Source organism: Klebsiella planticola (assembly GCF_000783935.2).
GTDB lineage: Bacteria > Pseudomonadota > Gammaproteobacteria > Enterobacterales > Enterobacteriaceae > Klebsiella > Klebsiella planticola.
The window spans coordinates 363,140-387,845 of record NZ_CP026047.1 but is presented as its reverse complement, the minus strand read 5'-3'; the positions used below and the strand labels follow the sequence as shown (position 1 = coordinate 387,845).

Here is a 24,706-nt window from a genome sequence, read left to right as displayed (position 1 = left end):
GAACCCGTAGGCCCGCGCAAGCGGGCAATTGTGAAGTAGCCAAACTATGTCCGAAACTAAAAATGAATTAGAAACTCTGCTGGAAAAGGCGGCGACCGAGCCGGGCCACCGCCCCGCATTTTTCCGTACGCTGCTGGAATCCACCGTGTGGGTTCCGGGGGCGGCGGCGGAAGGCGAACAGATTGTCGAAGAGAGCGCCGTCGATCTGCAGCACTGGGAGAAAGACGATGGCGCCTCGGTGATACCGTTTTTCACTTCTCTGGAAGCGCTGCAGCAGGCGGTGGAAGATGAACAATCGTTTGTGGTGATGCCGGCCCGGACGCTGTTTGCGATGACGCTCGGCGAAACGCTGTTCCTCAATGCGAAGCTGGCAACCGGTAAAGAGTTTATGCCCAATGAGATCCGCCATCTGCTGGGGGAAGAGGGCAGCCCGCTCAGCACCCAAACCGTGCTCGAAGGCGGCGAATCTTTGTTGTTGTCTGAAGTCGCCGAGCCACCGGCGCAGATGATTGATTCGCTGACGACGCTGTTTAAAACGATGAAGACCGTCAGACGGGCGTTTCTGTGCTCAATTAAAGATAGCGCTGATGCGCCGGCAAACCTGCTGATCGGGATTGAAGCAGAAGGCGATATCGAAGAGGTGATCCAGGCGGCAGGCAGCGTGGCGACCGATACGTTACCGGGTGATGAGCCGATTGATATCTGTCAGGTGGTTGAAGGTGAAAAGGGGATCAGTCATTTTATGATGGCCCATATCACGCCATTCTATGAAAAGCGCTGGGGCAGTTTCCTGCGCGATTTCAAACAGAACCGCATTATCTAAAGCCGCGGGGGCCGAGGCCCCCGCTGTTGTTCTTATTGCGCCGGTTCGATCGGCAGGTCGCTACGTGCGCCCCATTCGCTCCACGAGCCGTCATACAGGCAGACGCCGTTGACGCCCAGCGTCGTCAGCGCCAGCACCACCACCGCCGCCGTGACGCCGGAGCCGCAGCTGGCGATAATCGGTCGCTCGAAATCCACGCCCTGGCGAATGAAAATCTCATTCAGCTCATCAACGGTTTTCAGTTCGCCGTTAATCACCAGATCGGTCCACGGTACGTTGAGCGCGCCGGGAATATGGCCACGACGCAGCCCCGGACGAGGCTCATCCACCAGGCCATTAAAACGCCCGGCCGGACGCGCATCGACGATCTGCGCCGATCCCTCATGGCTAACCAGCAGCACATCGGTCAGCCGTTTGATCACTTCCGGATCGAAGCGTCCGTCAAATTCGCCTTCCGGAATCTCGGGAACTCCCTGCTCAAGCGGTAGTTCATCGCGCTGCCAGCCGGCCAGGCCGCCGGCGAGAATCGAGACATTTTCGACGCCAAATGTGCGCAGCATCCACCAGGCGCGCGGGGCTGAGAAGAGATTGCCTTCATCGTAAACCACCAGATGTTTATCGCTGCTGACCCCCAGTTCGCGCATCGCCACGGCAAAAGCCTCCGCGCGCGGCATCATATGCGGCAGCGGGCTGGTGTGATCCGACAGGGCTTCGATATCGAAAAATACGGCGTTGGGAATATGACCCGCGCGATACTCCGCATCCATATCACGCAGGGCTTCCTGACCTGCCGGCGCCATTCGCGCATCGATAATCTGAATTTCCGGGTCATCAATATGTTCCGCCAGCCAGTCGGCGGCGACAAAAAACGAGGTGGACATGGGGGGCCTCCGTTTTATTATCCATCATTCAATGAATTGTCGACGTTTTCCCGACGGCTGACAAGCTCAGAGCACCGGAGTTGCGACGCCGCGACGTTCCTTAAAATAGGCTTAGCCAGATTCTATTATGGTGGCTATTGGTAATTCCGTCGTTGGCGCATAATACTGTGTTCACTGTTGGTATCCGGTCTTTCGGCCGAGGGGTTAAAGGATGAAACCATTTCGTTTAGCGGCATTGTCTCTGGCGCTACTGACTGCACTATCGCTGACCGCCTGTGATGACAGCGGTAAACCGCAGGCCGTCGCACCGGCCGCCTCTTCCTCTGCAGACAAAGGCGGGGCAAAGCTCGATAGCGCCCAACTGGCGGCGCTGGCGGAAAAAAGCAAAGGCAAGGCGCTGACGCTGCTTGATGCCTCGGAAATCCAGCTGGACGGCGCGGCGGCGATGGTGCTCACCTTCTCTGTGCCGCTTAATCCCGATCAGGATTTCTCCCGCAGCGTGCATCTTGTCGACAAAAAAAGCGGCAAGGTTGACGGCGCATGGGAACTGGCGCCGAATCTGAAAGAGCTACGCTTGCGCCATCTTGAGCCGAAACGCGAACTGATTGTCTCCGTTGACCCGACGCTGAGCGCGCTGAACGCCGCCACCTTTGACACCCATTTTGAAAAAACCATCGCGACCCGCGACATTGCCCCGAGTATTGGCTTCGCCAGCCGCGGTTCGCTGCTGCCGGGCAAAGTGGTCGCCGGGCTGCCGGTGATGGCGCTGAACGTCGATAACGTCGACGTAAACTTTTTCCGTATCAAGCCGGAGTCGCTGTCGGCTTTCGTCAGCCAATGGGAATACCGTAACTCATTGAGTAACTGGGAGTCTGACGAGCTGTTGAAAATGGCCGATCTGGTCTATACCGGGCGTTTCGATCTCAATCCGGCGCGCAACACGCGGGAGAAACTGCTGCTGCCGCTGGCGGATATTAAGCCGTTGCAGCAGCCGGGTGTTTACGTAGCGGTGATGAATCCGGCGGGACGCTACAGCTATAGCAACGCCGCAACGCTGTTTACGCTGAGCGATATCGGCGTGTCGGCGCACCGTTATCGCAACCGGCTGGATGTCTTTACCCAGAGCCTCGAAGACGGTGCGGCGCAATCGGGTATCGATGTGCAGTTGCTGAATACGAAAGGGCAAACCCTCGCCGAGGCGAAAAGCGACGCCCAGGGGCACGTTACCCTGCGAAACGATGATAAAGACGCGGCGCTGCTGCTGGCGCGAAAAGACGGGCAGACCACCCTGCTGGATCTCAAACTTCCCGCACTGGATTTGGCCGAGTTCTCGATTGCCGGCGCTCCGGGATTCAGCAAGCAGCTCTTTATGTTTGGTCCGCGCGATCTTTATCGTCCGGGAGAAACGGTGATCCTTAACGCGCTGCTCCGTGACGGCGACGGCAAACCGCTGGCCGAGCAGCCGGTGAAGTTCGAGGTGGTGCAGCCGGACGGTCAGGTGATCCGCTCGCTGGTCAGCAAACCGCTCAACGGTCTGTATCAGTTTACCTGGCCGCTTGATAGTGGGGCGGCGACCGGTATGTGGCATATCCGCGCCAGCACCGGCGACAATCAGCCGCGCGAGTGGGATTTCCACGTTGAAGATTTTATGCCTGAGCGTATGGCGCTGAATCTGACGCCGCAAAATAGACCGCTGGCCATGGATGCCGATGTGCACTTTAACGTTGCCGGCGCCTATCTGTATGGCGCCCCGGCCAGCGGCAATCAGCTGCAGGGGAAACTGTTCCTGCGCCCGCTGCGCGATGCGGTTACGGCGCTGCCGGGCTTCCAGTTTGGTGATATTGCCGAAGAAAACCTCTCCCGCAGCCTGGATGAAGTCCAGACGACGCTGGATGAAAAAGGCCATGCCGACGTGACTACCGCCAGCCAGTGGCAGGATAGCCATTCGCCGCTGCAGGTGGTTTTACAGGCCAGCCTGCTGGAGTCAGGTGGCCGCCCGGTTACCCGTACCGTACAGCAGCCGATCTGGCCGGCCGATACGCTGCCGGGGATCCGCCCTGAATTTGCCCTTAAAGAGGTCTACGACTACCGCACCGACAGTACGGTGAAACAGCCGGTGGTAGAAGAAAACAGCAGCGCGGCGTTTGAGATTGTCTATGCCGATGCCAAAGGCGAGAAAAAAGCGGTCTCTGGGCTACAGGTGCGGCTGATTCGCGAGCGCCGCGACTACTACTGGAACTGGTCTGACAGCGAAGGCTGGCAGTCGCAGTTCGATCAAAAAGATCTGCAGGAAGGCGAACAATCTCTCGATCTGCAGGCCGGGCAAACGGCGAAAGTGAGTTTCCCGGTGGAGTGGGGATCCTACCGCCTGGAAGTGAAAGGCCCCGATGACGTCATCAGCAGCGTGCGTTTCTGGGCGGGCTACAGCTGGCAGGATAACAGTGATGGCACAGGGGCTGCGCGTCCGGATCGGGTCACCATGAAACTGGACAAAGCGGCCTATAAACCGGGCGACACTATCAAACTGCACATCGCGGCGCCTGCGGCGGGGAAAGGCTATGCGATGGTCGAATCCAGCGAAGGGCCGCTGTGGTGGCAGGAAATTGACGTCCCGGCGGAGGGCATGGCGCTATCGATTCCGGTCGATAAAGCCTGGAACCGTCACGATCTTTACCTCAGCACCCTGGTGATTCGCCCCGGAGATAAATCTCGCTCGGCGACGCCGAAACGGGCGGTGGGTCTGCTGCACCTGCCGCTGGGCGATGAAAACCGTCGCCTGACGCTTGCGCTGGATGCACCAGAAAAAATACGTCCGAATCAGCCGCTGACGGTGAAAATCAAAGCCAGCGTGGCGCAGGGGGAAGTACCAAAACAGGTCAATGTGCTGCTCTCCGCCGTGGACAGCGGCGTGCTGAATATCACCGATTACGCCACTCCGGATCCGTGGAAGGCTTTCTTTGGTCAGAAGCGTTACGGCGCGGATATTTATGATATCTACGGTCAGGTGATTGAAGGGCAGGGGCGTCTCGCCAGCCTGCGTTTCGGCGGCGACGGCGATGAACTCAAACGCGGAGGTAAACCGCCGGTTAACCACGTCACGATTATTGCCCAACAGGCGCAGCCGGTGGTCCTGGATGAGCGTGGTGAAGGGGTTGTGACGCTGCCGATTGGCGATTTCAACGGCGAGCTGAGGGTGATGGCGCAGGCGTGGACCGCCGATGATTTTGGCAGCAGCGACGAGAAAGTGGTGGTGGCCGCGCCGGTGATTGCCGAGCTGAATACGCCGCGCTTCCTTGCCAGCGGCGATGCAACCCGGCTGGCGCTGGATCTGCGTAATCTCACCGACAGGCCGCAAACGCTGAACGTGGCGCTGAGCGCCAGCGGTTTGCTGCAGCTCGATGGCGCGGCCATTCCTCCGCTACAGCTGGCGCCCGGCGCGCGCAGTACGCTGTTTGTCCCGGTGAGCGCCCGCGATGGTTTTGGCGATGGTCAGGTGAACGCCACGATTACCGGCGTGGCTCTGCCGGGTGAGACCTTCACCCCGATGCAGAAACAGTGGAAAATTGGCGTGCGTCCGGCCTACCCGGCGCAAACCGTGAATAGCGGCGCGGTGCTGCAACCGGGGGAACGCTGGCAGGTGCCAGCCGGGCAGACGCAGGGCTTCTCACCGGCGACGCTGCAGGGGCAACTGGTGTTCAGCGGTAAGCCGCCGTTGAATCTCGCCCGCTATATTCGCGACCTGAAAGCCTATCCGTATGGCTGCCTGGAACAGACCGCCAGCGGTCTGTTCCCGTCGCTTTACACCAACGCCGCGCAGCTCAAAGCATTGGGCATCGCCGGCGACAGCGATGAAAAACGCCGTGCGGCGGTGGACATCGGTATTTCCCGACTGCTGCATATGCAGCGTGACGATGGCGGATTTGCTCTGTGGGACAAAGAGGGGCCGGAAGAGTACTGGCTGACCGCCTATGCCATGGATTTCCTCGTGAGAGCAGGTGAGCAGGGCTATAGCGTACCGGCTCAGGCGATGAATAACGGTAACCAGCGTCTGCTGCGCTATCTGCAGGAACCGGGACTGATGACCGTTCGCTACAGCGATGACGCGGCGGCCAGCCGTTTCGCCGCGCAGGCCTATGCCGCCCTGGTGCTGGCCCGCCAGCAAAAAGCGCCCCTTGGCGCCCTTCGCGAAATCTGGAGCCGTCATGAGCAGGCGCGTTCTGGCCTGCCTCTGCTGCAGCTGGGGATCGCCCTCAAAGCGATGGGCGATGCGCCGCGCGCTGAGCAGGCGTTGACGCTGGCGATGAGTACGCCGCGTCAGGATACGGACCGCTGGCTGGGTGATTATGGCAGCGCGCTGCGCGATGATGCGCTGAAGCTGGCCCTGCTGGAGGAGAATCAACTGCTGCCGGATGCGCAGAACACCTTACTGAGCAACCTTGCGGAAGAGGCCTACGGTCAGCGCTGGCTCTCAACCCAGGAGACCAATGCGCTGTTCCTGGCCGGCCGGACATTACAGGACTTACCCGGCAGCTGGCAGGCGCAAACGTCGCTACAGGCGCAGCCGCTCTCGGCGGATAAAGCGCAGACCCGCACTCTGAGCGCTGAACAGCTGGCGACCCTGCAGGTCAGCAACACCGGCGATCGCCCGCTCTGGTTGCGTCTCGATAGCAGCGGATACCCGCTCACTGCGCCGCAGGCCACGGGAAACGTACTGGGCATTGAACGCCAAATCTTTGATACCCGCGGTCAGCAGAAGTCCCTGACCTCGCTGCGTAGCGGCGAGCTGGTGCTGGTGAAGCTGGAAGTCACCGCCAAACGCAACGTTCCGGATGCGCTGGTGGTGGACCTGCTACCGGCGGGACTCGAGCTGGAAAACCAGAACCTGGCGAACAGCAGCGCCAGCCTGCAGGAGAACGGCGACTCGGTACAGAACCTGCTTAACCAGATGCAGCAGGCGGATATTCAGCACATCGAGTTCCGCGACGATCGCTTCGTCGCCGCCGTGGCGATTAACGAAGGGCAGCCGGTGACGCTGGTGTATCTGGCGCGCGCGGTCACGCCGGGAACATATCAGGTTCCGCAGCCGCAGGTAGAGTCGATGTATATTCCGCAGTGGCGGGCGACCGGCACGGCCAGCGGCCCGCTGACTGTTACCCCGTAAATGCGGCCGCTGCGACAGGTAAAACGCCGATGGCGCTGGCTGGCGGCGTTGGTCGTTATGCTATGGCTGGCGGTGTTGGCGGCCGATCGTCTGTGGCCGTTACCGCTGCATGAAGTGGCTCCGGCCCGGGTGGTGGTAGCGGAAGATGGCACGCCGCTGTGGCGCTTTGCGGATAAGCAGGGGGTCTGGCGCTATCCGGTCGCTCTCGATGATGTGTCACCGCGCTATCTGCAGGCGCTGATCCAGTATGAAGATCGCTGGTTCTGGCGGCATCCGGGCGTGAACCCGTTTGCGGTTATTCGCGCGGCCTGGCAAGACCTGACCGCCGGGCGAGTCGTCTCCGGTGGCAGCACGTTGACCATGCAGGTCGCGAGGCTGCTCGATCCCCATCCCCGTACCTTCGGCGGCAAGCTGCGTCAGCTCTGGCGCGCGCTGCAGCTGGAATGGCATTTATCAAAAAGCGAGATCCTGACGCTGTATCTTAACCGCGCCCCCTTTGGCGGGACGCTGCAGGGGATTGGCGCTGCCAGCTGGGCCTATCTCGGTAAACCCCCCGCGCAGCTGAGCTATGGCGAAGCGGCCCTGCTGGCGGTGCTGCCGCAGGCGCCGAGTCGTTTACGTCCGGACCGTTGGCCGCTGCGGGCTCAGGCCGCGCGCGATAAAGTCCTGGCGCGGATGCGCAGTCAGGGCGTCTGGTCCGATAAGGCGGTACAAGAGGCGATTGAAGAACCGGTATGGCTGTTTCCACGACAGATGCCGCAGCTGGCCCCGCTGTTTTCCCGTCGGGTACTGGCGAGCAGCCGTAAAGAGAAAGTGGTGACGACGCTGGATGCCGGGCTCCAGCGTCAGCTGGAAGACCTGGCGCTCAACTGGAAGGCGCGCCTGCCGCCGCGCAGTTCGCTGGCGATGGTGGTCGTCGACCACACCAATATGAAAGTGCGGGGCTGGGTCGGTTCGGCGGATATTTCCGACGATAGCCGCTTCGGGCATATCGATATGGTCTCGGCGCTGCGTTCGCCGGGTTCGGTCTTAAAACCGTTTGTGTACGGTATGGCGCTGGATGACGGGCTGATTCATCCGGCATCTTTATTACAGGATGTGCCGCGCCGCTTTAGCGATTACCGTCCCGGAAATTTTGATAGCGGTTTTCATGGGCCGGTCAGCGCCAGCGAAGCGCTGGTGCGCTCGCTGAACCTTCCGGCGGTTCAGGTGCTTGAAGCCTACGGGCCGAAGCGCTTCGCCGCCACCCTACGCAATGCCGGTTTGCCGCTGACATTACCGGCCGGTGCGGAACCCAACCTGTCGCTGATCCTCGGCGGGACGGGAACAAAACTGGAAGATATCGTGGCCGGATATAGCGCCTTCGCCCGCCATGGCAAGGTCGCGCGATTGCGGATGACGCCGGACGACCCGCTGGTGGAAAGACCGCTGTTGTCGCCGGGCGCGGCATGGATAATCCGGCGAATTCTGGCTGGCGAAGCCCAGCCGGTGCCGGACGCTTCGTTGGTGCAGGTGGTTCCGCTGGCGTGGAAAACCGGGACCAGCTACGGCTACCGCGATGCCTGGGCCGTTGGCGTCAATGCCCGCTACCTGATCGGGATCTGGACCGGACGGCCGGATGGCACCCCGGTGGTGGGGCAGTTTGGTTTCGCCAGCGCGGTGCCTCTGCTGAATCAGGTCAATAATATGCTGCTGGCGCGACCGGCTATGGGGCGCGGCGGCCTGCCCACCGACCCGCGTCCGCAGACGGTCAGCGCGGCAACGATCTGCTGGCCTGGCGGGCAGAGCCTGGCGCCAGGCGATAGCAACTGTCGACGTCGACTGGCGACATGGCTGCTGGATGACAGCCAGCCGCCTACGCTGCTGTTACCGGGCCAGGAAGAGGGCCGAGGTATTCGCTTCCCTGTCTGGTTAGATGAACAGGGACGGCGGGTGGCGGCGGATTGCCCTGGCGCGGTGCGGAAGGTCGTCGATGTCTGGCCGCTGCCGCTGGAGCCCTGGCTGCCTCCTGCGGAGCGGCGGGCTGCCCGCTCAGGCGCGGTTTCACCGGACTGTCCGCCGCCGCAGGCGACGGACGTGGCGCCGCTGGTGCTGTCGGGCGTGCGCGAGGGGGCGGTGATTAAACGTTTACCGGGAACGACGCGGGTCATGCTGGCGTTGCAGACAACCGGTGGCGAAGGGCGGCGTTGGTGGTTTCTTAATGGTGAGCCTCAGACCGCCGGCGGCGCCAGTGCGACGCTTCCGCTGGCGCGACCCGATCGTTATCAACTGGTGGTTATGGACGAGAGTGGCCAGGTGGTGACGGCGAATTTTACGCTGCAATAGCGGCAGATGCCCAATTCCCCTGTTTTATGTGTTGCTAAAACTCGTCTTATTTTAACAAAATGTTACCTTCATCCATAGGCAGCGTCGGTGTTGCTCATTATAATGCGCGCCAGGCCATACGATCGTATGCGCAACAACAGAACACTTTATTAGAGGTAATCATGGCTATTGAACGTACTTTTTCCATCATCAAACCAAACGCGGTGGCAAAAAACGTTATTGGCAGCATCTTTTCTCGCTTTGAAGCTGCAGGGTTCAAAATCGTCGGCACCAAAATGCTGCACCTGACCGTTGAACAGGCTCGCGGTTTCTACGCTGAGCACGAAGGTCGCCCGTTCTTTGACGGTCTGGTTGAGTTCATGACTTCCGGCCCGATCGTGGTCTCCGTTCTGGAAGGCGAAAACGCCGTTCAGCGTCACCGTGACCTGCTGGGCGCAACCAACCCGGACAACGCGCTGGCAGGCACTCTGCGCGCAGACTACGCCGACAGCTTCACCGAGAACGGCACCCACGGTTCCGACTCCGTTGAATCTGCCGCTCGCGAAATCGCGTTCTTCTTCGCTGAAGGCGAGGTTTGCCCGCGCACTCGTTAATCCCCTGCGTCTTTCACGCCACCGCTTTGTTGGCTTCATTCGCGCCCCCCGGCCACATAGCTATCTATGCTCCCGGGGATTTGCGAACTTGTCGCTTCGCCGTGACGTGAAATATTTTGGAGATTCAGAGCCTCATCTTTTCGACAATCGAAAAGCCATAGAGGCTCAAGTACGCAGTAACAGATTTTTTCATCATTGCCGCGTGCAAACGTGGTATTGATGCAGCAGAATTTGTACAATGCAGCGCCCCTGGACGAGCACTCGTTCATAGGGGCGTTTCTTTTTTCAACCCTCCTGGGGCCATAACGTGTAACAACGAGGCCGGAATAGATTATGTCTGAACATATTGTCACACCTGATACCGCCGCTCTGACGGTGCCGAACAAAGATGCCAAAATCAACCTGCTGGACCTGAACCGTCAGCAGATGCGCGAGTTTTTCAAAAACATGGGTGAAAAACCCTTCCGCGCCGATCAGGTGATGAAATGGATGTATCACTACTGCAGCGACAACTTTGATGATATGACCGATATCAACAAGGTGCTGCGCAACAAGCTGAAGGAAGTCGCGGAGATTCGCGCGCCGGAAGTCGTTGAGGAGCAACGCTCCAGCGACGGTACCATTAAATGGGCGATTGCCGTCGGCGATCAGCGTGTGGAAACGGTTTATATTCCGGAAGACGATCGTGCGACGCTGTGCGTTTCGTCGCAGGTTGGGTGCGCTTTAGAGTGTAAATTCTGCTCGACGGCGCAGCAGGGCTTTAACCGTAATCTGCGGGTTTCAGAAATTATCGGCCAGGTATGGCGCGCGGCGAAAATCGTCGGTGCGGCCAAAATTACCGGCCAGCGTCCGATCACCAACGTGGTGATGATGGGGATGGGCGAACCGCTGCTGAACCTGACTAACGTCGTCCCGGCGATGGAAATCATGCTGGACGATTTCGGTTTTGGCCTGTCGAAACGTCGCGTGACGCTTTCTACTTCAGGCGTGGTCCCGGCGCTGGATAAGCTCGGCGATATGATTGACGTGGCGCTGGCGATTTCTCTGCACGCGCCCAACGATACCATTCGTGATGAGATCGTGCCGATCAACAAGAAATATAACATTGAGACCTTCCTGAACTCGGTCCGCGGCTATATTTCGAAGTCCAATGCTAACCAGGGTCGCGTCACCATTGAGTACGTCATGCTGGATCACGTCAATGATGGTACCGAACATGCCCATGAGCTGGCGGCGCTGTTGAAAGATACGCCGTGCAAGATCAACCTCATTCCCTGGAACCCGTTCCCGGGCGCGCCTTACGGCCGTAGTTCAAACAGCCGTATCGACCGTTTCTCCAAGGTGCTGATGGAATATGGCTTTACCACTATCGTGCGTAAAACGCGCGGCGATGACATTGACGCCGCCTGTGGACAGCTGGCCGGCGACGTTATCGACCGGACCAAACGTACGCTGCGTAAACGCATGCAGGGCGAAGCCATTGATGTGAAGACGGTCTGATAAATGACGCAGCGCACGCCATGAAGCATGCGCTGCGGATTTATGCCTAATCGCCAGGCGAAATACGCTGATTCGGGCAATAATTACGGTGCGTTTTTGTCGACTTTGAGGCAGTATGTAGCGGCACTACAACCGCTTAGCATTCAATATTGATAAGTATCTGTGATAGTGGGTCATACGGACTTATACTCTTCGTGTGACGTTTAGCAGATGTTTCGCGGCGCGGGGTAAACCGGCGCTGAACTTTAAATTCACGTACCAGTAGTTGTCGAATGAACACTGAAGCCACTCAAGACCATCAAGAAGCAAATACGACGGGCACGCGTCTACGTCATGCCCGTGAACAACTCGGACTCAGCCAGCAAGCGGTGGCGGAGCGCTTATGCCTGAAAGTTTCCACGGTTCGTGATATTGAAGACGACAAGGCGCCGGCCGACCTGGCCTCTACCTTCCTGCGCGGCTACATCCGCTCCTATGCGCGCCTTGTGCACATTCCGGAAGATGAACTGCTGCCAATGATGGCAAAACAGGCCCCGATTCGTGCCGCGAAAGTTGCGCCGATGCAGAGCTTCTCCCTGGGAAAACGCCGTAAAAAGCGTGACGGCTGGCTGATGAGCTTCACCTGGCTGGTACTGTTTGTGGTCATTGGCCTCAGCGGCGCCTGGTGGTGGCAAGACCATAAGGCCCAGCAGGAAGAAATTACCTCAATGGCCGACCAGTCAACCGCTGAACTGAATGCGGGCGACAGCAGCCAGAGTATTCCGTTGGATACCGGCGCCAGCAATACGGCGCCGGATAGCACTGCCAACAGCGCGCCGGTTGATACCCCCCCTGCACCGACGGCCTCTACCCAGGCACCGGTTGATAATAACGCCGTTGTGGCGCCGTCTCAGGCCAATGTCGATAGCGCACCGGCTGCCGCGGCGCCGGCTTCTCCACTGCCAACCGCCCCGGCTAATGCAGCCGCTACGGCCGCTGCGGCCCAGGATTTGGTTCTGAACTTCTCTGCCGACTGCTGGCTGGAAGTGAGCGATGCAACCGGCAAGAAACTGTTCAGCGGTTTGCAACGTAAGGGCGGTAATCTGAACCTGAGCGGTCAGGCGCCTTATAAACTGAAAATTGGCGCACCGGCAGCGGTACAGATTCAGTATCTGGGTAAACCCGTCGATTTAAGTCGTTTTATCAGAACTAACCAGGTTGCGCGTCTGACCCTTAATGCCGAAACATCACCGGCGCAGTAACAGACGGGTAACGCGGGAGATTTTTCATGCATAACCAGGCTCCGATTCAACGTAGAAAATCAAAACGTATTTACGTTGGGAATGTGCCGATTGGCGATGGTGCTCCCATCGCCGTACAGTCGATGACCAATACTCGCACCACCGATGTGGCTGCGACGGTAAACCAAATCAAAGCCTTAGAGCGCGTAGGCGCGGATATCGTCCGCGTCTCCGTTCCGACGATGGATGCAGCGGAAGCGTTCAGGCTTATCAAGCAGCAGGTCAACGTCCCGCTGGTCGCCGATATCCACTTTGACTACCGTATCGCCCTGAAAGTGGCGGAGTACGGTGTGGACTGTCTGCGTATCAACCCGGGCAACATCGGTAACGAAGAACGTATCCGTATGGTGGTTGATTGCGCCCGCGATAAAAACATTCCTATCCGTATCGGCGTCAACGCCGGTTCGCTGGAAAAAGATCTGCAGGAAAAGTACGGCGAACCAACGCCGCAGGCGCTGCTGGAATCAGCTATGCGCCATGTCGATCATCTCGATCGTCTCAATTTTGATCAGTTTAAAGTCAGTGTGAAGGCCTCCGATGTTTTCCTGGCGGTAGAATCGTATCGTCTGCTGGCGAAACAGATCGATCAGCCGCTGCACCTTGGGATCACTGAAGCCGGCGGCGCGCGTAGCGGCGCGGTGAAGTCGGCGATCGGCCTGGGGCTGCTGCTGTCAGAAGGGATCGGCGACACCCTGCGCGTTTCCCTGGCGGCGGATCCGGTTGAAGAGATCAAGGTCGGTTTCGACATACTGAAATCCCTGCGCATCCGCGCTCGCGGGATCAACTTCATCGCTTGCCCGACCTGTTCGCGTCAGGAGTTCGACGTTATCGGCACCGTTAACGCGCTGGAACAGCGTCTGGAAGACATTATTACGCCGATGGATATTTCGATTATCGGCTGCGTGGTGAACGGTCCGGGCGAAGCGCTGGTTTCGACGCTTGGCGTGACCGGCGGCAATAAAAAAAGCGGCCTCTATGAAGATGGCGTGCGTAGAGACAGGCTGGACAACGACGATATGATCGATCAGCTGGAAGCGCGGATCCGTGCGAAAGCCTCGATGCTCGATGAAGCGCGTCGCATCAATGTTCAGCAGGTCGAAGAGAAATAATCCGGGGCGGTGTATCACTTCCCGTGTATGATTGAACCCGCAGACGCGCGGCGTCGGGGTTCATTTTTGTATATAGATAAAGAGAATAAACGTGGCAAAGAACATTCAAGCCATCCGTGGCATGAACGATTATCTGCCGGGCGAGACCGCTCTCTGGCAGCGCATTGAAGGCTCACTGAAACAGGTGCTCGGCAGCTACGGTTACAGCGAAATCCGTTTGCCGATTGTAGAGCAGACCCCGTTATTCAAACGCGCGATCGGTGAAGTAACCGACGTGGTTGAAAAAGAGATGTACACCTTTGAGGACCGCAATGGCGATAGCCTGACGCTGCGTCCGGAAGGGACGGCGGGCTGCGTACGTGCCGGCATCGAACATGGTCTCCTGTACAATCAAGAACAGCGCCTGTGGTACGTCGGGCCGATGTTCCGCCACGAACGTCCGCAGAAAGGGCGCTATCGCCAGTTCCACCAGATGGGCGTTGAAGTCTTTGGCCTGCAGGGCCCGGATATCGATGCTGAGCTGATCATGCTGACCGCTCGCTGGTGGCGTGAGCTGGGCATCGCTGACCACGTTGCGCTGGAGCTGAACTCCATCGGTTCGCTGGAAGCGCGTGCAACCTATCGCGATGCGCTGGTTGCCTATCTTGAGCAGTTTAAAGATAAGCTCGACGAAGACTGCAAACGCCGCATGTATACCAACCCGCTGCGTGTCCTGGATTCCAAAAATCCGCAGGTGCAGGCGCTGCTCAACGACGCACCTGCGCTGGGCGACTATCTGGATGAAGACTCCAAAGCGCATTTCGCGGGCCTGTGTGCCCTGCTGGACGATGCCGGTATTCGCTATACCGTCAATCAGCGTCTGGTGCGCGGTCTGGATTATTATAACCGTACCGTGTTTGAGTGGGTCACCACCAGCCTCGGTTCCCAGGGAACGGTCTGTGCCGGCGGTCGTTATGATGGTCTGGTAGAGCAGCTGGGCGGGCGTGCAACGCCGGCCGTAGGCTTCGCTATGGGGCTGGAGCGTCTTGTTTTACTGGTTCAGGCAGTAAATCCGGAATTTAAAGCCGATCCTGTTGTCGATATATACCTGGTGGCTTCCGGAACCGATACCCAGTCTGCAGCGATGCGTCTGGCTGAGCGGGTTCGCGATGAGCTGCCCGGCGCTAAGCTGATGACCAACCACGGCGGCGGCAACTTTAAGAAACAGTTTGCCCGCGCGGATAAATGGGGCGCTCGCGTTGCTCTGGTGGTCGGTGAATCAGAAATTGCTGACGGAAACGTGGTAGTGAAGGATTTACGCTCAGGTGAGCAAACTACCGTAACGCAGGATAGCGTTGCTGCGCATTTGCGCGCACTTCTGGGTTAATCTCCCGGGAATCATTAGTCAGGAGAAGGACTGCGTGGAAACGTATAACAACGAAAACGATCAGGTCGATGCGCTCAAGCGTTTCTTTGCCGAAAATGGCAAAGCGCTGGCCGTTGGTGTGATTTTAGGGATTGGCGCGTTGGTTGGCTGGCGCTACTGGAGTTCTCATCAGCAGGATACGGCGAGAGAATCCTCTTTAGCCTATGAAAACGCCATTTCCGCGCTCAAATCAGACAAGCCGGAAGCGATCGGTTCGGCGGAAAAATTTGCCGCCGATAGCAAAAACAGCTATGGCGCGTTTGCTTCTCTGGAGCTGGCCCAGCGTTTTGTCGATAAGAACGATCTGCAAAATGCCGAAAAGCAGCTTCAGCAGGGCCTGGCCGCCGCGCCGGATGATAACCTGAAGTCGGTTATCAATATGCGTCTTGCGCGTGTGCAGCTGCAGCTGAAGAAACCTGATGAAGCGCTGAAAACCCTTGAGGGTATTAAAGGTGAAGGCTGGGCCGCTATTGTCGCCGATCTCCGTGGTGAGATTCTGCTTAACAAAGGCGATAAGCAAGGCGCTCGCGCAGCCTGGGAAGCTGGCGTGAAAAGCGATGCTTCACCTGCGCTCAGCGAAATGATGCGTATGAAAATAAATAATCTGTCCATCTGAGAGGGACTCGATGCAATTGCGTAAATTACTTTTGCCAGGGCTGCTTTCCGTTACCTTATTAAGCGGTTGTTCGTTGTTTAACAGCGAAGAAGATGTGGTGAAAATGTCACCGCTGCCGACGGTGGAAAATCAGTTTACGCCGTCCACGTCCTGGAGCACCTCTGTTGGCGATGGTATCGGCGATTTCTATTCTAACCTGCACCCGGCTTTCGCCGACGGCGTCGTCTATGCGGCCGATCGTAAGGGCACCGTCAAAGCGCTGAACGCTGATGACGGTAAAGAGGTGTGGTCGGTTAACCTGGCTGAAAAAGACGGCTGGTTCTCTCGCACGCCTGCGCTGCTCTCTGGCGGCATCACCGTTTCCGGCGGTCATGTCTATATCGGCAGCGAAAAAGCGCAGCTGTTCGCCCTGAATACCAGCGATGGTACCGTGGCGTGGCAGGCTCGCGTTGCGGGCGAAGCGATTTCTCGTCCGGTAGTCAGCGACGGCATGGTTCTGGTTCACACCAGCAACGGTCAGCTGCAGGCGCTGAATGAAGCGGATGGGGCGGTGAAGTGGACCGTTAACCTGGATATGCCGGCGCTGTCTCTGCGCGGTGAATCGGCACCGGCGACCGCCTATGGCGCAGCCATCGTTGGCGGCGATAACGGCCGCGTGAGCGCCGTGCTGATGCAACAAGGGCAGATTATCTGGCAACAGCGTATCTCCCAGGCGACCGGACCGACGGAAATCGATCGTCTGAATGATGTCGATACGACCCCGGTTATCGTCAACGGTGTGGTATACACGCTGGCGTATAATGGCAACCTGACCGCGCTGGATCTGCGCAGCGGCCAGATCATGTGGAAGCGTGAGCTGGGTTCCGTGAACGACTTTATCGTTGACGGCAACCGTATCTACCTGGTCGATCAGAATGACCGCATCCTGGCGCTCTCCACCGAAGGTGGCGTGACGCTGTGGACGCAAAGCGATCTATTGCATCGCCTGTTGACTGCGCCGGTGTTGTATAATGGCAACCTGGTGGTCGGTGATAGCGAAGGCTATATGCACTGGGTGAACCCGGAAGATGGTCACTTTGTGGCTCAGCAGAAAGTGGATAGCTCCGGCTTCCGTACCGACGCGGTGGTAGCCGATGGTCGACTGCTGATCCAGGCAACAGACGGCACGCTGTATTCTATTACGCGTTAGTCGTGGCGGCTTACCCCGCGGCTCTTGAGTTTCTTCGCGGCGGCCGGCAATGCAGCCGGCAGCGAAGTTCACTGAGAGACAACGGGTATAGTGCGAATTGAGAAACGGCTCCTGGCAGACAGGGGCCGTTTTGACTTTTTTAAAAACGTCGTTAAATCGATGTTGCATAGCAATTTGTAAGAGGCATTTAACATGATACCTGTGGTCGCGCTTGTCGGGCGCCCTAATGTTGGAAAATCCACGCTTTTCAACCGTTTGACGCGCACTCGTGATGCGTTGGTCGCGGATTTCCCGGGGCTGACTCGTGACCGTAAGTACGGTCGTGCTGAAGTTGAAGGTCGTGAATTTATCTGTATCGATACCGGCGGTATCGATGGCACAGAAGATGGCGTTGAAACCCGAATGGCGGAACAGTCGCTGTTGGCGATTGAAGAGGCGGACGTCGTGCTGTTTATGGTCGATGCGCGTGCGGGCCTGATGCCTGCTGATACCGCGATCGCCAAACATCTTCGCTCCCGTGAAAAGCCGACTTTCCTGGTGGCGAACAAAACCGACGGCATTGATGCCGATCAGGCGATTGCCGACTTCTGGTCACTGGGCCTCGGCGATATCCATCCGATCGCTGCGTCTCACGGTCGCGGCGTGACCAGCCTGCTGGAGCACGTCCTGCTGCCGTGGGCCGAAGAGATCGACCCGTCGGAAGAGGTCGATGAAGATGCGGCGTACTGGGCGCAGTTTGAAGCGGAACAGAACGGTGAAGAAGCGGAAGAGCCAGAAGACGACTTCAACCCGCAAGATTTGCCGATTAAGCTGGCGATTGTCGGCCGTCCGAACGTGGGTAAATCCACGCTGACCAACCGTATCCTCGGCGAAGACCGCGTGGTGGTCTACGACATGCCGGGGACGACGCGCGACAGTATCTACATTCCGATGCAGCGCGACGAACGTGAATACGTGCTCATCGACACCGCGGGCGTGCGTAAGCGCGGTAAAATTACCGACGTGGTCGAAAAATTCTCGGTCATCAAAACGCTGCAGGCCATTGAAGATGCCAACGTGGTGATGCTGGTTATCGATGCGCGTGAAGGGATTTCCGACCAGGATCTTTCTCTGCTCGGTTTTATCCTCAACAGCGGCCGCTCGCTGGTGATTGTGGTCAATAAGTGGGATGGCCTGAGCCAGGAAGTGAGAGAGCAGGTTAAAGAGACGCTGGACTTCCGTCTGGGCTTCATTGACTTTGCACGGATTCACTTTATCTCCGCACTGCACGGCAGCGGCGTCGGTAACCTGTTCGAATCCGTACGCGAAGCGTATGACAGCGCAACCCGTCGCGTCGGGACGGCGATGCTGACCCGTATCATGACCATGGCGGCAGAAGATCATCAGCCGCCGCTGGTGCGCGGCCGTCGCGTGAAGCTGAAATACGCCCATGCCGGTGGTTATAACCCGCCGATTGTGGTCATCCACGGTAACCAGGTAAAAGACCTGCCGGACTCCTATAAGCGTTACCTGATGAACTACTTCCGCAAGTCGCTGGACGTCATGGGGACGCCGATTCGTATCCAGTTCAAAGAAGGGGAAAACCCGTTTGCCAACAAACGCAATACCCTGACGCCGAACCAGATGCGTAAGCGTAAGCGCTTGATTAAACACATCAAGAAAAGCAAATAAGAGAAACCCGCCGCTGGCGGGTTTTTTTATCTCTCAACAACCCGTGATATTGGTGAATCACGTTTGCCGCCCGTTCGATGTGTATAATACCCCTATTATTTCCACCAATTTACTGGCAGGACACTATGCAGACTGGATTTGTTGGGCTGGGCGCGGTAGTCGAAACCGCTTATCTTCCCGCGCTGAGGCATCTGGGGTGCCCCATGAACGAATGCTGGGGCTTCGATGCGAATCCTGCCAGGAGATTAGCGGGGATAACCCGCTGTGAGTCATTAGCGGCACTGCTCGGAAAACCGTTAGATCTGCTATTTATCACCACCGCGTCGTTGCAGCATCTTCCGGTGCTGGAGGCGGCGCTGGCATCAGCCTGTCCGCGCATTGTGGTGGAAAAACCGGTTGTGGCGACCCTTGAACAAATGACCCGTCTGCGTGAGCTGCTGAGCGAGCCGCAGCATGCGCGGCGGGTACTGGCGCTCGATCACTGGATGGCGCGGGACGGCGCGCTGAAGCGGGCATTGGGTGAGCTGGACGATCGCTGGCAGGGGGAAGATGAGCTGCAGTCCCGTCGGCCTCTGCTGTCGTCAATCCAGGATATCGTGCGTATTGACGGCTTTTTGCAGGAGCCCAGCGGATTTAACGACCAGGGCGAACCCGTGGCGCTCAATTTTGCCACCGGTGAGCCGGATACGCGCCAGTTGCGCCATCCTGACGGCGTGATTCTTGATATTGGTACGCATGTGCTGGCGATGTTGCGCGAAACAATCCGCTACTGTGGTGGGACGGATGAGATGCACCTTGAAATCCGGCAGGCCAGCGATCGGCTGGGTCATGCCATTGCCCGTGGAGATACGCAAACCGCGGAAGGCAATGCCCATCTGCAGGGGGAACTCAGCGGTATCCCGCTCAATATCTGGCTAAACAAATATGCCGGACCGGCGGGAGGACAAAAAGGAGTGCGCATCTGGTTACGCGATGGACGCATTATCAATCAGGACCGGCGCGATAATTGCGAAGTGGTGGAGCTGATTGATGGCGATCGTATTGAGCGCTGGCGGCGGCCGGGCGCTATCTATGAGCATTGCCTGGGCGAGCATATTCTGGGGAAAGACAGCCTGTTTGTTCGCGCTCCCGAGGAAGTGTCCCGGTTAACGCAGCGACGGATCGGCGAAGTGGCGCTATTGCTTGAATTACAGCAACAATTGCGTGGGCCACACTGAACCGCCGCCGTGGTAAACTGGATAGACGAACATTCGGTAAGGAATCATCATGGAACTCGCATGCCCCATCTGTCGCGCGCCGCTGGCACGACAGGATCACAATGCACACTGTCAGCACTGTGCGAAAGACTTTGCCCTGGAAGCCCGCTGTCCGGATTGCCACAAGCCGCTGGAGGTTTTAAAAGCGTGTGGCGCAGTGGATTATTTTTGCCAGAACGGGCACGGGCTGATTTCGAAAAAACGCGTGGAGTGGGCGGCGGTAGAATAACCGGTGTTACTTTTTCTTCGCCCGGGTTTTCTTCACCGGCGTAATCGTTCTGACTTCGCTTTCGACCCAGCCGTCATTTAAACGAGTGGTCAGCAGATCGCCTGTCTTCACCTGTTTGGTTTGCTTCAGCACTTTGCCGTCGCTGGCGGAGGTTACGCTATAGCCGCGGGCCAGCGTTGCCAGAGGGCTCACGGCCTCCAGATGGGTAACCGCGTTGCCGAAGCGCTCGCGGCGCTCGCTTAAACGCGAGCGGATGCTCTCGGCGAGGCGGTACTCGAGTTGCTGAATGCGTGACTGAATACGGTGGATGCGCGGCTGCGGGTTTTGCATGTTCAGCCGCTGAATGACGCGCTGTTGACGCTGATCGGCGCGTTTCATCTGCGTTTCAAGCGCAAGGCGCATCCGCTCGCGTAGCCTTTCCAGCGCCGTTTGCTGGCGTACTAATCGCAGCTGCGGATGCTGCTGCTGAAGACGATGGAACAGCTGGGTAAAACGACGGTGACGGTTGGCGATAAAATAGTCCATCGCCATTTCCAGACGTTGCTGGCCGGACTGCAGCTGGCGCAGCAGCTCCTGCTGATTGCGGCTGACAATCTCTGCAGCGGCTGAAGGAGTTGGCGCCCGCAGGTCGGAGACAAAATCGGCGATGGTGACGTCGGTTTCATGGCCGACGGCGCTGACGACCGGAATGCGGCTGGCAAAAATCGCCCGCGCTACCCGTTCATCGTTGAAGCTCCATAAATCTTCCAGAGAACCGCCGCCGCGGCCAACGATCAGCACATCACACTCTTCGCGAAGGTTGGCTAATTGTATGGCGCGAACGATTTGCCCTGGCGCATCGTCGCCCTGAACCGACGTTGGGTAGATAACCACCGGCAGCGACGGATCGCGTCTTTTCAGCACCTGCAGAATGTCGTGTAGCGCCGCGCCGCTTTTCGAGGTGATGACGCCTACGCAGCGCGCAGGGGAGGGGAGCGCTTGCTTATGCTGCTGATCGAAAAGACCTTCCGCCGCCAGCAGCGCTTTTAGCTGTTCATACTTTTGCTGTAACAGCCCTTCGCCGGCAGGCTGCATGCTCTCGACGATAATCTGATAGTCGCCGCGCGGCTCATACAGCGTGATATTGGCGCGTACCAGTACCTGCTGTCCGTGCTGCGGGCGAAAAGTAACCCGACGGTTGCTATTGCGGAACATCGCGCAGCGCACCTGGGCGTTATCGTCTTTTAAGGTGAAGTACCAGTGGCCGGAAGAGGGCTGGCTGAAGTTTGAGATCTCGCCGCTGATCCAGACCTGGCCCATTTCCTGTTCCAGCAGCAGGCGAACCGTCTGGTTTAGGCGGCTGACCGTGAAAATTGCAGGGGATTGAGATGGCAACATGTGAGCAAGATCAAATTTTAAATCAGCAGGTTATTCAGTCGATAGTAACCTGATGATGGACGATCGCAAGTATTATTTTCAAAAAAGGGTAGATGCAATCGGTTACGCTCTGTATAATGCCACGGCAATATTTATCCACCCTGGTCGAGATATTGCCCATGCTACGTATCGCTAAAGAAGCTCTGACGTTTGACGACGTCCTCCTCGTTCCCGCTCATTCTACCGTTCTGCCGAATACTGCCGATCTCAGCACCCAGCTGACGAAGACCATTCGTCTGAATATTCCTATGCTCTCCGCAGCCATGGATACCGTAACAGAAGCGCGCCTGGCAATTGCCCTGGCACAGGAAGGCGGCATCGGCTTTATTCACAAAAACATGTCCATCGAGCGTCAGGCGGAAGAAGTTCGCCGCGTGAAGAAACATGAGTCCGGCGTGGTTTCCGACCCGCAGACCGTACTGCCTACCACCACCCTGCGTGAAGTAAAAGTGCTGACCGAGCGTAACGGCTTTGCTGGTTATCCGGTGGTGACCGAAGACAACGAACTGGTCGGTATCATCACCGGTCGCGACGTCCGCTTCGTGACCGACCTGAACCAGCCTGTCAGCGTTTACATGACGCCGAAAGAGCGTCTGGTTACCGTGCGCGAAGGCGAAAGCCGCGAAGTCGTGTTTGCCAAAATGCACGAAAAACGCGTTGAAAAAGCGCTGGTTGTTGATGATGGCTTCCATCTGCGCGGCATGATTACCGTTAAAGATTTCCAGAAAGCGGAACGTAAACCGAATGCGTGTAAAGATGAGCATGGTCGTCTGCGCGTCGGCGCAGCGGTTGGCGCAGGCGCAGGCAACGAAGAGCGCGTAGATGCGCTGGTTGCTGCAGGCGTTGACGTTCTGCTGATCGACTCCTCCCACGGCCATTCTGAAGGCGTTCTGCAGCGCATTCGTGAAACCCGTGCTAAATATCCTGACCTGCAAATCATCGGCGGCAACGTGGCCACCGGTGCCGGCGCACGTGCCCTGGCTGAAGCGGGCGTGAGCGCGGTGAAAGTAGGTATTGGCCCTGGTTCTATCTGTACTACCCGTATCGTCACCGGCGTTGGTGTCCCGCAGATTACCGCCGTCTCCGACGCGGTAGAAGCGCTGGAAGGTACCGGCATTCCGGTTATCGCCGATGGCGGTATCCGTTTCTCCGGCGATATCGCGAAAGCAATCGCTGCTGGCGCTGCTGCCGTGATGGTCGGCTCCATGCTGGCGGGTACCGAAGAGTCCCCGGGTGAAATCGAGCTCTACCAGGGGCGTTCTTACAAATCTTATCGCGGTATGGGTTCTCTGGGTGCGATGTCCAAAGGCTCCTCTGACCGTTACTTCCAGAGCGACAACGCTGCGGACAAACTGGTACCGGAAGGTATCGAAGGCCGCGTTGCCTATAAAGGTCGCCTGAAAGAGATCATTCACCAGCAGATGGGGGGCCTGCGCTCCTGTATGGGACTGACCGGTTGTGGTACCATCGACACCCTGCGTACCAAAGCGGAATTCGTGCGTATCAGCGGTGCTGGCATCCAGGAAAGTCACGTTCACGACGTGACGATCACCAAGGAATCCCCGAACTACCGCATGGGCTCCTGATTTTCATCGCCCGGTCATGCGCCGGGCGATTTTATTTAATCGCTACTGCTCTGGAATAAACGTCAATGACGGATAACATTCATAAACATCGCATTCTAATCCTGGACTTCGGTTCTCAGTACACCCAGTTGGTTGCGCGTCGCGTACGTGAATTAGGGGTTTATTGCGAGCTGTGGGCCTGGGACGTAACGGAAGCTCAGATTCGTGAGTTCAATCCTAGCGGCATCATTCTTTCCGGCGGCCCGGAAAGCACCACTGAACATAACAGCCCGCGCGCGCCGCAGTATGTGTTCGAAGCCGGTGTACCGGTGTTTGGCGTTTGCTACGGTATGCAGACCATGGCAATGCAGCTGGGCGGCCATGTAGAAAGTTCTAATGAGCGCGAGTTCGGCTATGCGCAGGTTGAAGTTGTTACCGATAGCGCGCTGGTGCGCGGTATTGAAGACTCCCTGACCGCTGAAGGCAAGCCGCTGCTCGACGTCTGGATGAGCCACGGCGACAAAGTTACCGCGATCCCGTCTGACTTTGTTACCGTTGCCAGCACTGAAACCTGCCCGTTTGCCATTATGGCGAACGAAGAAAAACGCTTCTACGGCGTGCAGTTCCACCCGGAAGTGACCCACACCCGCCAGGGTATGCGTATGCTGGAGCGCTTCGTGCGCGACATCTGCCAGTGTGAAGCTCTGTGGACGCCGGCAAAAATCATCGACGATGCCGTTGAGCGTATCCGCCAGCAGGTTGGCAATGACAAAGTGATCCTCGGCCTCTCCGGCGGCGTGGACTCCTCCGTGACCGCAATGCTGCTGCACCGCGCTATCGGTAAAAACCTGACCTGCGTATTCGTGGACAATGGTCTGCTGCGTCTGAACGAAGCCCAGCAGGTTATGGACATGTTCGGTGACCACTTCGGTCTGAACATCGTTCACGTGGAAGGCGAGAAGCGTTTCCTGGACGCGCTGAAAGGCGAGAACGATCCGGAAGCCAAACGCAAAATCATCGGTCGCGTGTTCGTCGAAGTGTTCGACGAAGAAGCGTTGAAGCTGGAAGACGTTAAATGGCTGGCGCAGGGTACCATCTACCCGGATGTCATCGAATCCGCTGCGTCTGCAACCGGTAAAGCGCACGTCATCAAATCTCACCACAACGTGGGCGGCCTGCCGAAAGAGATGAAGATGGGGCTGGTTGAACCGCTGCGTGAGCTGTTCAAAGACGAAGTGCGTAAGATTGGTCTGGAGCTGGGCCTGCCGTACGACATGCTGTACCGTCATCCGTTCCCGGGGCCGGGTCTCGGCGTTCGCGTACTGGGCGAAGTGAAGAAAGAGTACTGCGACCTGCTGCGTCGGGCGGATGCTATCTTCATCGAAGAGCTGCATAAAGCCGACCTCTACAACAAAGTGAGCCAGGCGTTCACCGTGTTCCTGCCGGTCCGCTCTGTAGGCGTCATGGGCGATGGCCGTAAGTACGACTGGGTCGTTTCCCTGCGTGCGGTCGAAACCATCGACTTTATGACCGCGCACTGGGCGCACCTGCCCTATGACTTCCTTGGCCGCGTCTCCAACCGCATCATCAACGAAGTCAACGGCATTTCCCGCGTCGTCTATGACATCAGCGGCAAGCCGCCGGCAACGATCGAGTGGGAATAACTCCCCGGCGTTGTTAAACGAAG

General features: G+C 58.0%; 17 protein-coding genes. 15 read left to right on the top strand and 2 right to left on the bottom strand.

The window, feature by feature from the left end; all coding sequences use genetic code 11:
• Positions 1–46 precede the first annotated feature (46 nt).
• Complete coding sequence (gene sseB, locus MC50_RS01765; RefSeq protein WP_032686493.1) at positions 47–823, top strand: enhanced serine sensitivity protein SseB; 777 nt, start codon at positions 47–49, stop codon at positions 821–823.
• A 32-nt stretch (positions 824–855) separates the two neighbouring features.
• On the opposite strand, the gene sseA is transcribed toward sseB, so the two are convergent.
• On the bottom strand, positions 856–1,704 hold the full coding sequence (sseA, locus tag MC50_RS01760; RefSeq protein ID WP_032695554.1) for a 3-mercaptopyruvate sulfurtransferase: 849 nt from the start codon (positions 1,702–1,704) through the stop codon (positions 856–858).
• A 211-nt stretch (positions 1,705–1,915) separates the two neighbouring features.
• Between sseA and MC50_RS01755 the strand changes: the two genes are divergently transcribed.
• The 12 genes from MC50_RS01755 (at position 1,916) to MC50_RS01700 (ending at position 20,038) form a co-directional block, all read left to right on the top strand.
• Complete coding sequence (locus tag MC50_RS01755) at positions 1,916–6,865, top strand: alpha-2-macroglobulin family protein (protein WP_047663378.1); 4,950 nt, start codon at positions 1,916–1,918, stop codon at positions 6,863–6,865.
• On the top strand, positions 6,866–9,190 hold the full coding sequence (pbpC, locus tag MC50_RS01750) for a peptidoglycan glycosyltransferase PbpC (protein WP_047663377.1): 2,325 nt from the start codon (positions 6,866–6,868) through the stop codon (positions 9,188–9,190).
• Between the two features lie 161 nt (positions 9,191–9,351).
• Positions 9,352–9,783 (top strand): nucleoside-diphosphate kinase, encoded by a 432-nt coding sequence (gene ndk, locus MC50_RS01745; protein ID WP_004866348.1) that lies wholly within the window; start codon positions 9,352–9,354, stop codon positions 9,781–9,783.
• 333 nt (positions 9,784–10,116) lie between these two features.
• The gene (locus tag MC50_RS01740) at positions 10,117–11,283 is read left to right on the top strand and encodes a bifunctional tRNA (adenosine(37)-C2)-methyltransferase TrmG/ribosomal RNA large subunit methyltransferase RlmN (protein WP_004866345.1); all 1,167 of its coding nucleotides are present in this window, start codon (positions 10,117–10,119) and stop codon (positions 11,281–11,283) included.
• A gap of 272 nt (positions 11,284–11,555) precedes the next feature.
• A complete protein-coding gene (gene rodZ, locus MC50_RS01735) occupies positions 11,556–12,524 on the top strand; it encodes a cytoskeleton protein RodZ (protein ID WP_047663376.1) in 969 nt (322 codons plus the stop codon).
• 26 nt (positions 12,525–12,550) lie between these two features.
• Positions 12,551–13,672: a flavodoxin-dependent (E)-4-hydroxy-3-methylbut-2-enyl-diphosphate synthase gene (gene ispG, locus MC50_RS01730; RefSeq protein ID WP_032695550.1), complete on the top strand. Its 1,122-nt coding sequence runs from the start codon at positions 12,551–12,553 to the stop codon at positions 13,670–13,672.
• 91 nt (positions 13,673–13,763) lie between these two features.
• Complete coding sequence (gene hisS / locus MC50_RS01725; protein ID WP_032695549.1) at positions 13,764–15,038, top strand: histidine--tRNA ligase; 1,275 nt, start codon at positions 13,764–13,766, stop codon at positions 15,036–15,038.
• 34 nt (positions 15,039–15,072) lie between these two features.
• Complete coding sequence (locus MC50_RS01720; RefSeq protein WP_032686503.1) at positions 15,073–15,693, top strand: YfgM family protein; 621 nt, start codon at positions 15,073–15,075, stop codon at positions 15,691–15,693.
• A gap of 10 nt (positions 15,694–15,703) precedes the next feature.
• Entirely contained in the window at positions 15,704–16,882 is a 1,179-nt protein-coding gene (gene bamB, locus MC50_RS01715) for an outer membrane protein assembly factor BamB (protein ID WP_004866328.1), read from the top strand.
• Between the two features lie 192 nt (positions 16,883–17,074).
• A complete protein-coding gene (gene der, locus MC50_RS01710; protein WP_004866324.1) occupies positions 17,075–18,553 on the top strand; it encodes a ribosome biogenesis GTPase Der in 1,479 nt (492 codons plus the stop codon).
• A 125-nt stretch (positions 18,554–18,678) separates the two neighbouring features.
• Positions 18,679–19,770: a Gfo/Idh/MocA family oxidoreductase gene (locus tag MC50_RS01705; protein WP_047663375.1), complete on the top strand. Its 1,092-nt coding sequence runs from the start codon at positions 18,679–18,681 to the stop codon at positions 19,768–19,770.
• 49 nt (positions 19,771–19,819) lie between these two features.
• Entirely contained in the window at positions 19,820–20,038 is a 219-nt protein-coding gene (locus tag MC50_RS01700) for a zinc ribbon domain-containing protein (protein WP_032686505.1), read from the top strand.
• Between the two features lie 6 nt (positions 20,039–20,044).
• Here the strand turns inward: MC50_RS01700 and xseA are convergent, their stop codons facing one another.
• Positions 20,045–21,415, bottom strand: a complete 1,371-nt coding sequence (gene xseA, locus MC50_RS01695; RefSeq protein WP_032695547.1) for an exodeoxyribonuclease VII large subunit — start codon at positions 21,413–21,415, stop codon at positions 20,045–20,047.
• Positions 21,416–21,573: 158 nt separating this feature from the next.
• Between xseA and guaB the strand changes: the two genes are divergently transcribed.
• Together guaB and guaA are read left to right on the top strand one after the other, a co-directional pair.
• Positions 21,574–23,040 carry an IMP dehydrogenase gene (guaB, locus tag MC50_RS01690; RefSeq protein ID WP_032686508.1) on the top strand — a complete coding sequence of 489 codons (1,467 nt, stop codon included), beginning with the start codon at positions 21,574–21,576 and terminating at the stop codon, positions 23,038–23,040.
• 65 nt (positions 23,041–23,105) lie between these two features.
• Positions 23,106–24,683: a glutamine-hydrolyzing GMP synthase gene (gene guaA, locus MC50_RS01685; RefSeq protein WP_032686509.1), complete on the top strand. Its 1,578-nt coding sequence runs from the start codon at positions 23,106–23,108 to the stop codon at positions 24,681–24,683.
• The last annotated feature ends 23 nt before the right edge of the window (positions 24,684–24,706 follow it).

Bases quoted from the DNA above. Each gene is read 5' to 3' on its own strand.
- sseB (WP_032686493.1), top strand. From the start codon at position 47: ATGTCCGAAACTAAAAATGAATTAGAAACTCTGCTGGAAAAGGCGGCG.
- sseA (WP_032695554.1), bottom strand. From the start codon at position 1,704: ATGTCCACCTCGTTTTTTGTCGCCGCCGACTGGCTGGCGGAACATATT.
- MC50_RS01755 (WP_047663378.1), top strand. From the start codon at position 1,916: ATGAAACCATTTCGTTTAGCGGCATTGTCTCTGGCGCTACTGACTGCA.
- pbpC (WP_047663377.1), top strand. From the start codon at position 6,866: ATGCGGCCGCTGCGACAGGTAAAACGCCGATGGCGCTGGCTGGCGGCG.
- ndk (WP_004866348.1), top strand. From the start codon at position 9,352: ATGGCTATTGAACGTACTTTTTCCATCATCAAACCAAACGCGGTGGCA.
- MC50_RS01740 (WP_004866345.1), top strand. From the start codon at position 10,117: ATGTCTGAACATATTGTCACACCTGATACCGCCGCTCTGACGGTGCCG.
- rodZ (WP_047663376.1), top strand. From the start codon at position 11,556: ATGAACACTGAAGCCACTCAAGACCATCAAGAAGCAAATACGACGGGC.
- ispG (WP_032695550.1), top strand. From the start codon at position 12,551: ATGCATAACCAGGCTCCGATTCAACGTAGAAAATCAAAACGTATTTAC.
- bamB (WP_004866328.1), top strand. From the start codon at position 15,704: ATGCAATTGCGTAAATTACTTTTGCCAGGGCTGCTTTCCGTTACCTTA.
- der (WP_004866324.1), top strand. From the start codon at position 17,075: ATGATACCTGTGGTCGCGCTTGTCGGGCGCCCTAATGTTGGAAAATCC.
- MC50_RS01705 (WP_047663375.1), top strand. From the start codon at position 18,679: ATGCAGACTGGATTTGTTGGGCTGGGCGCGGTAGTCGAAACCGCTTAT.
- MC50_RS01700 (WP_032686505.1), top strand. From the start codon at position 19,820: ATGGAACTCGCATGCCCCATCTGTCGCGCGCCGCTGGCACGACAGGAT.
- xseA (WP_032695547.1), bottom strand. From the start codon at position 21,415: ATGTTGCCATCTCAATCCCCTGCAATTTTCACGGTCAGCCGCCTAAAC.
- guaB (WP_032686508.1), top strand. From the start codon at position 21,574: ATGCTACGTATCGCTAAAGAAGCTCTGACGTTTGACGACGTCCTCCTC.
- guaA (WP_032686509.1), top strand. From the start codon at position 23,106: ATGACGGATAACATTCATAAACATCGCATTCTAATCCTGGACTTCGGT.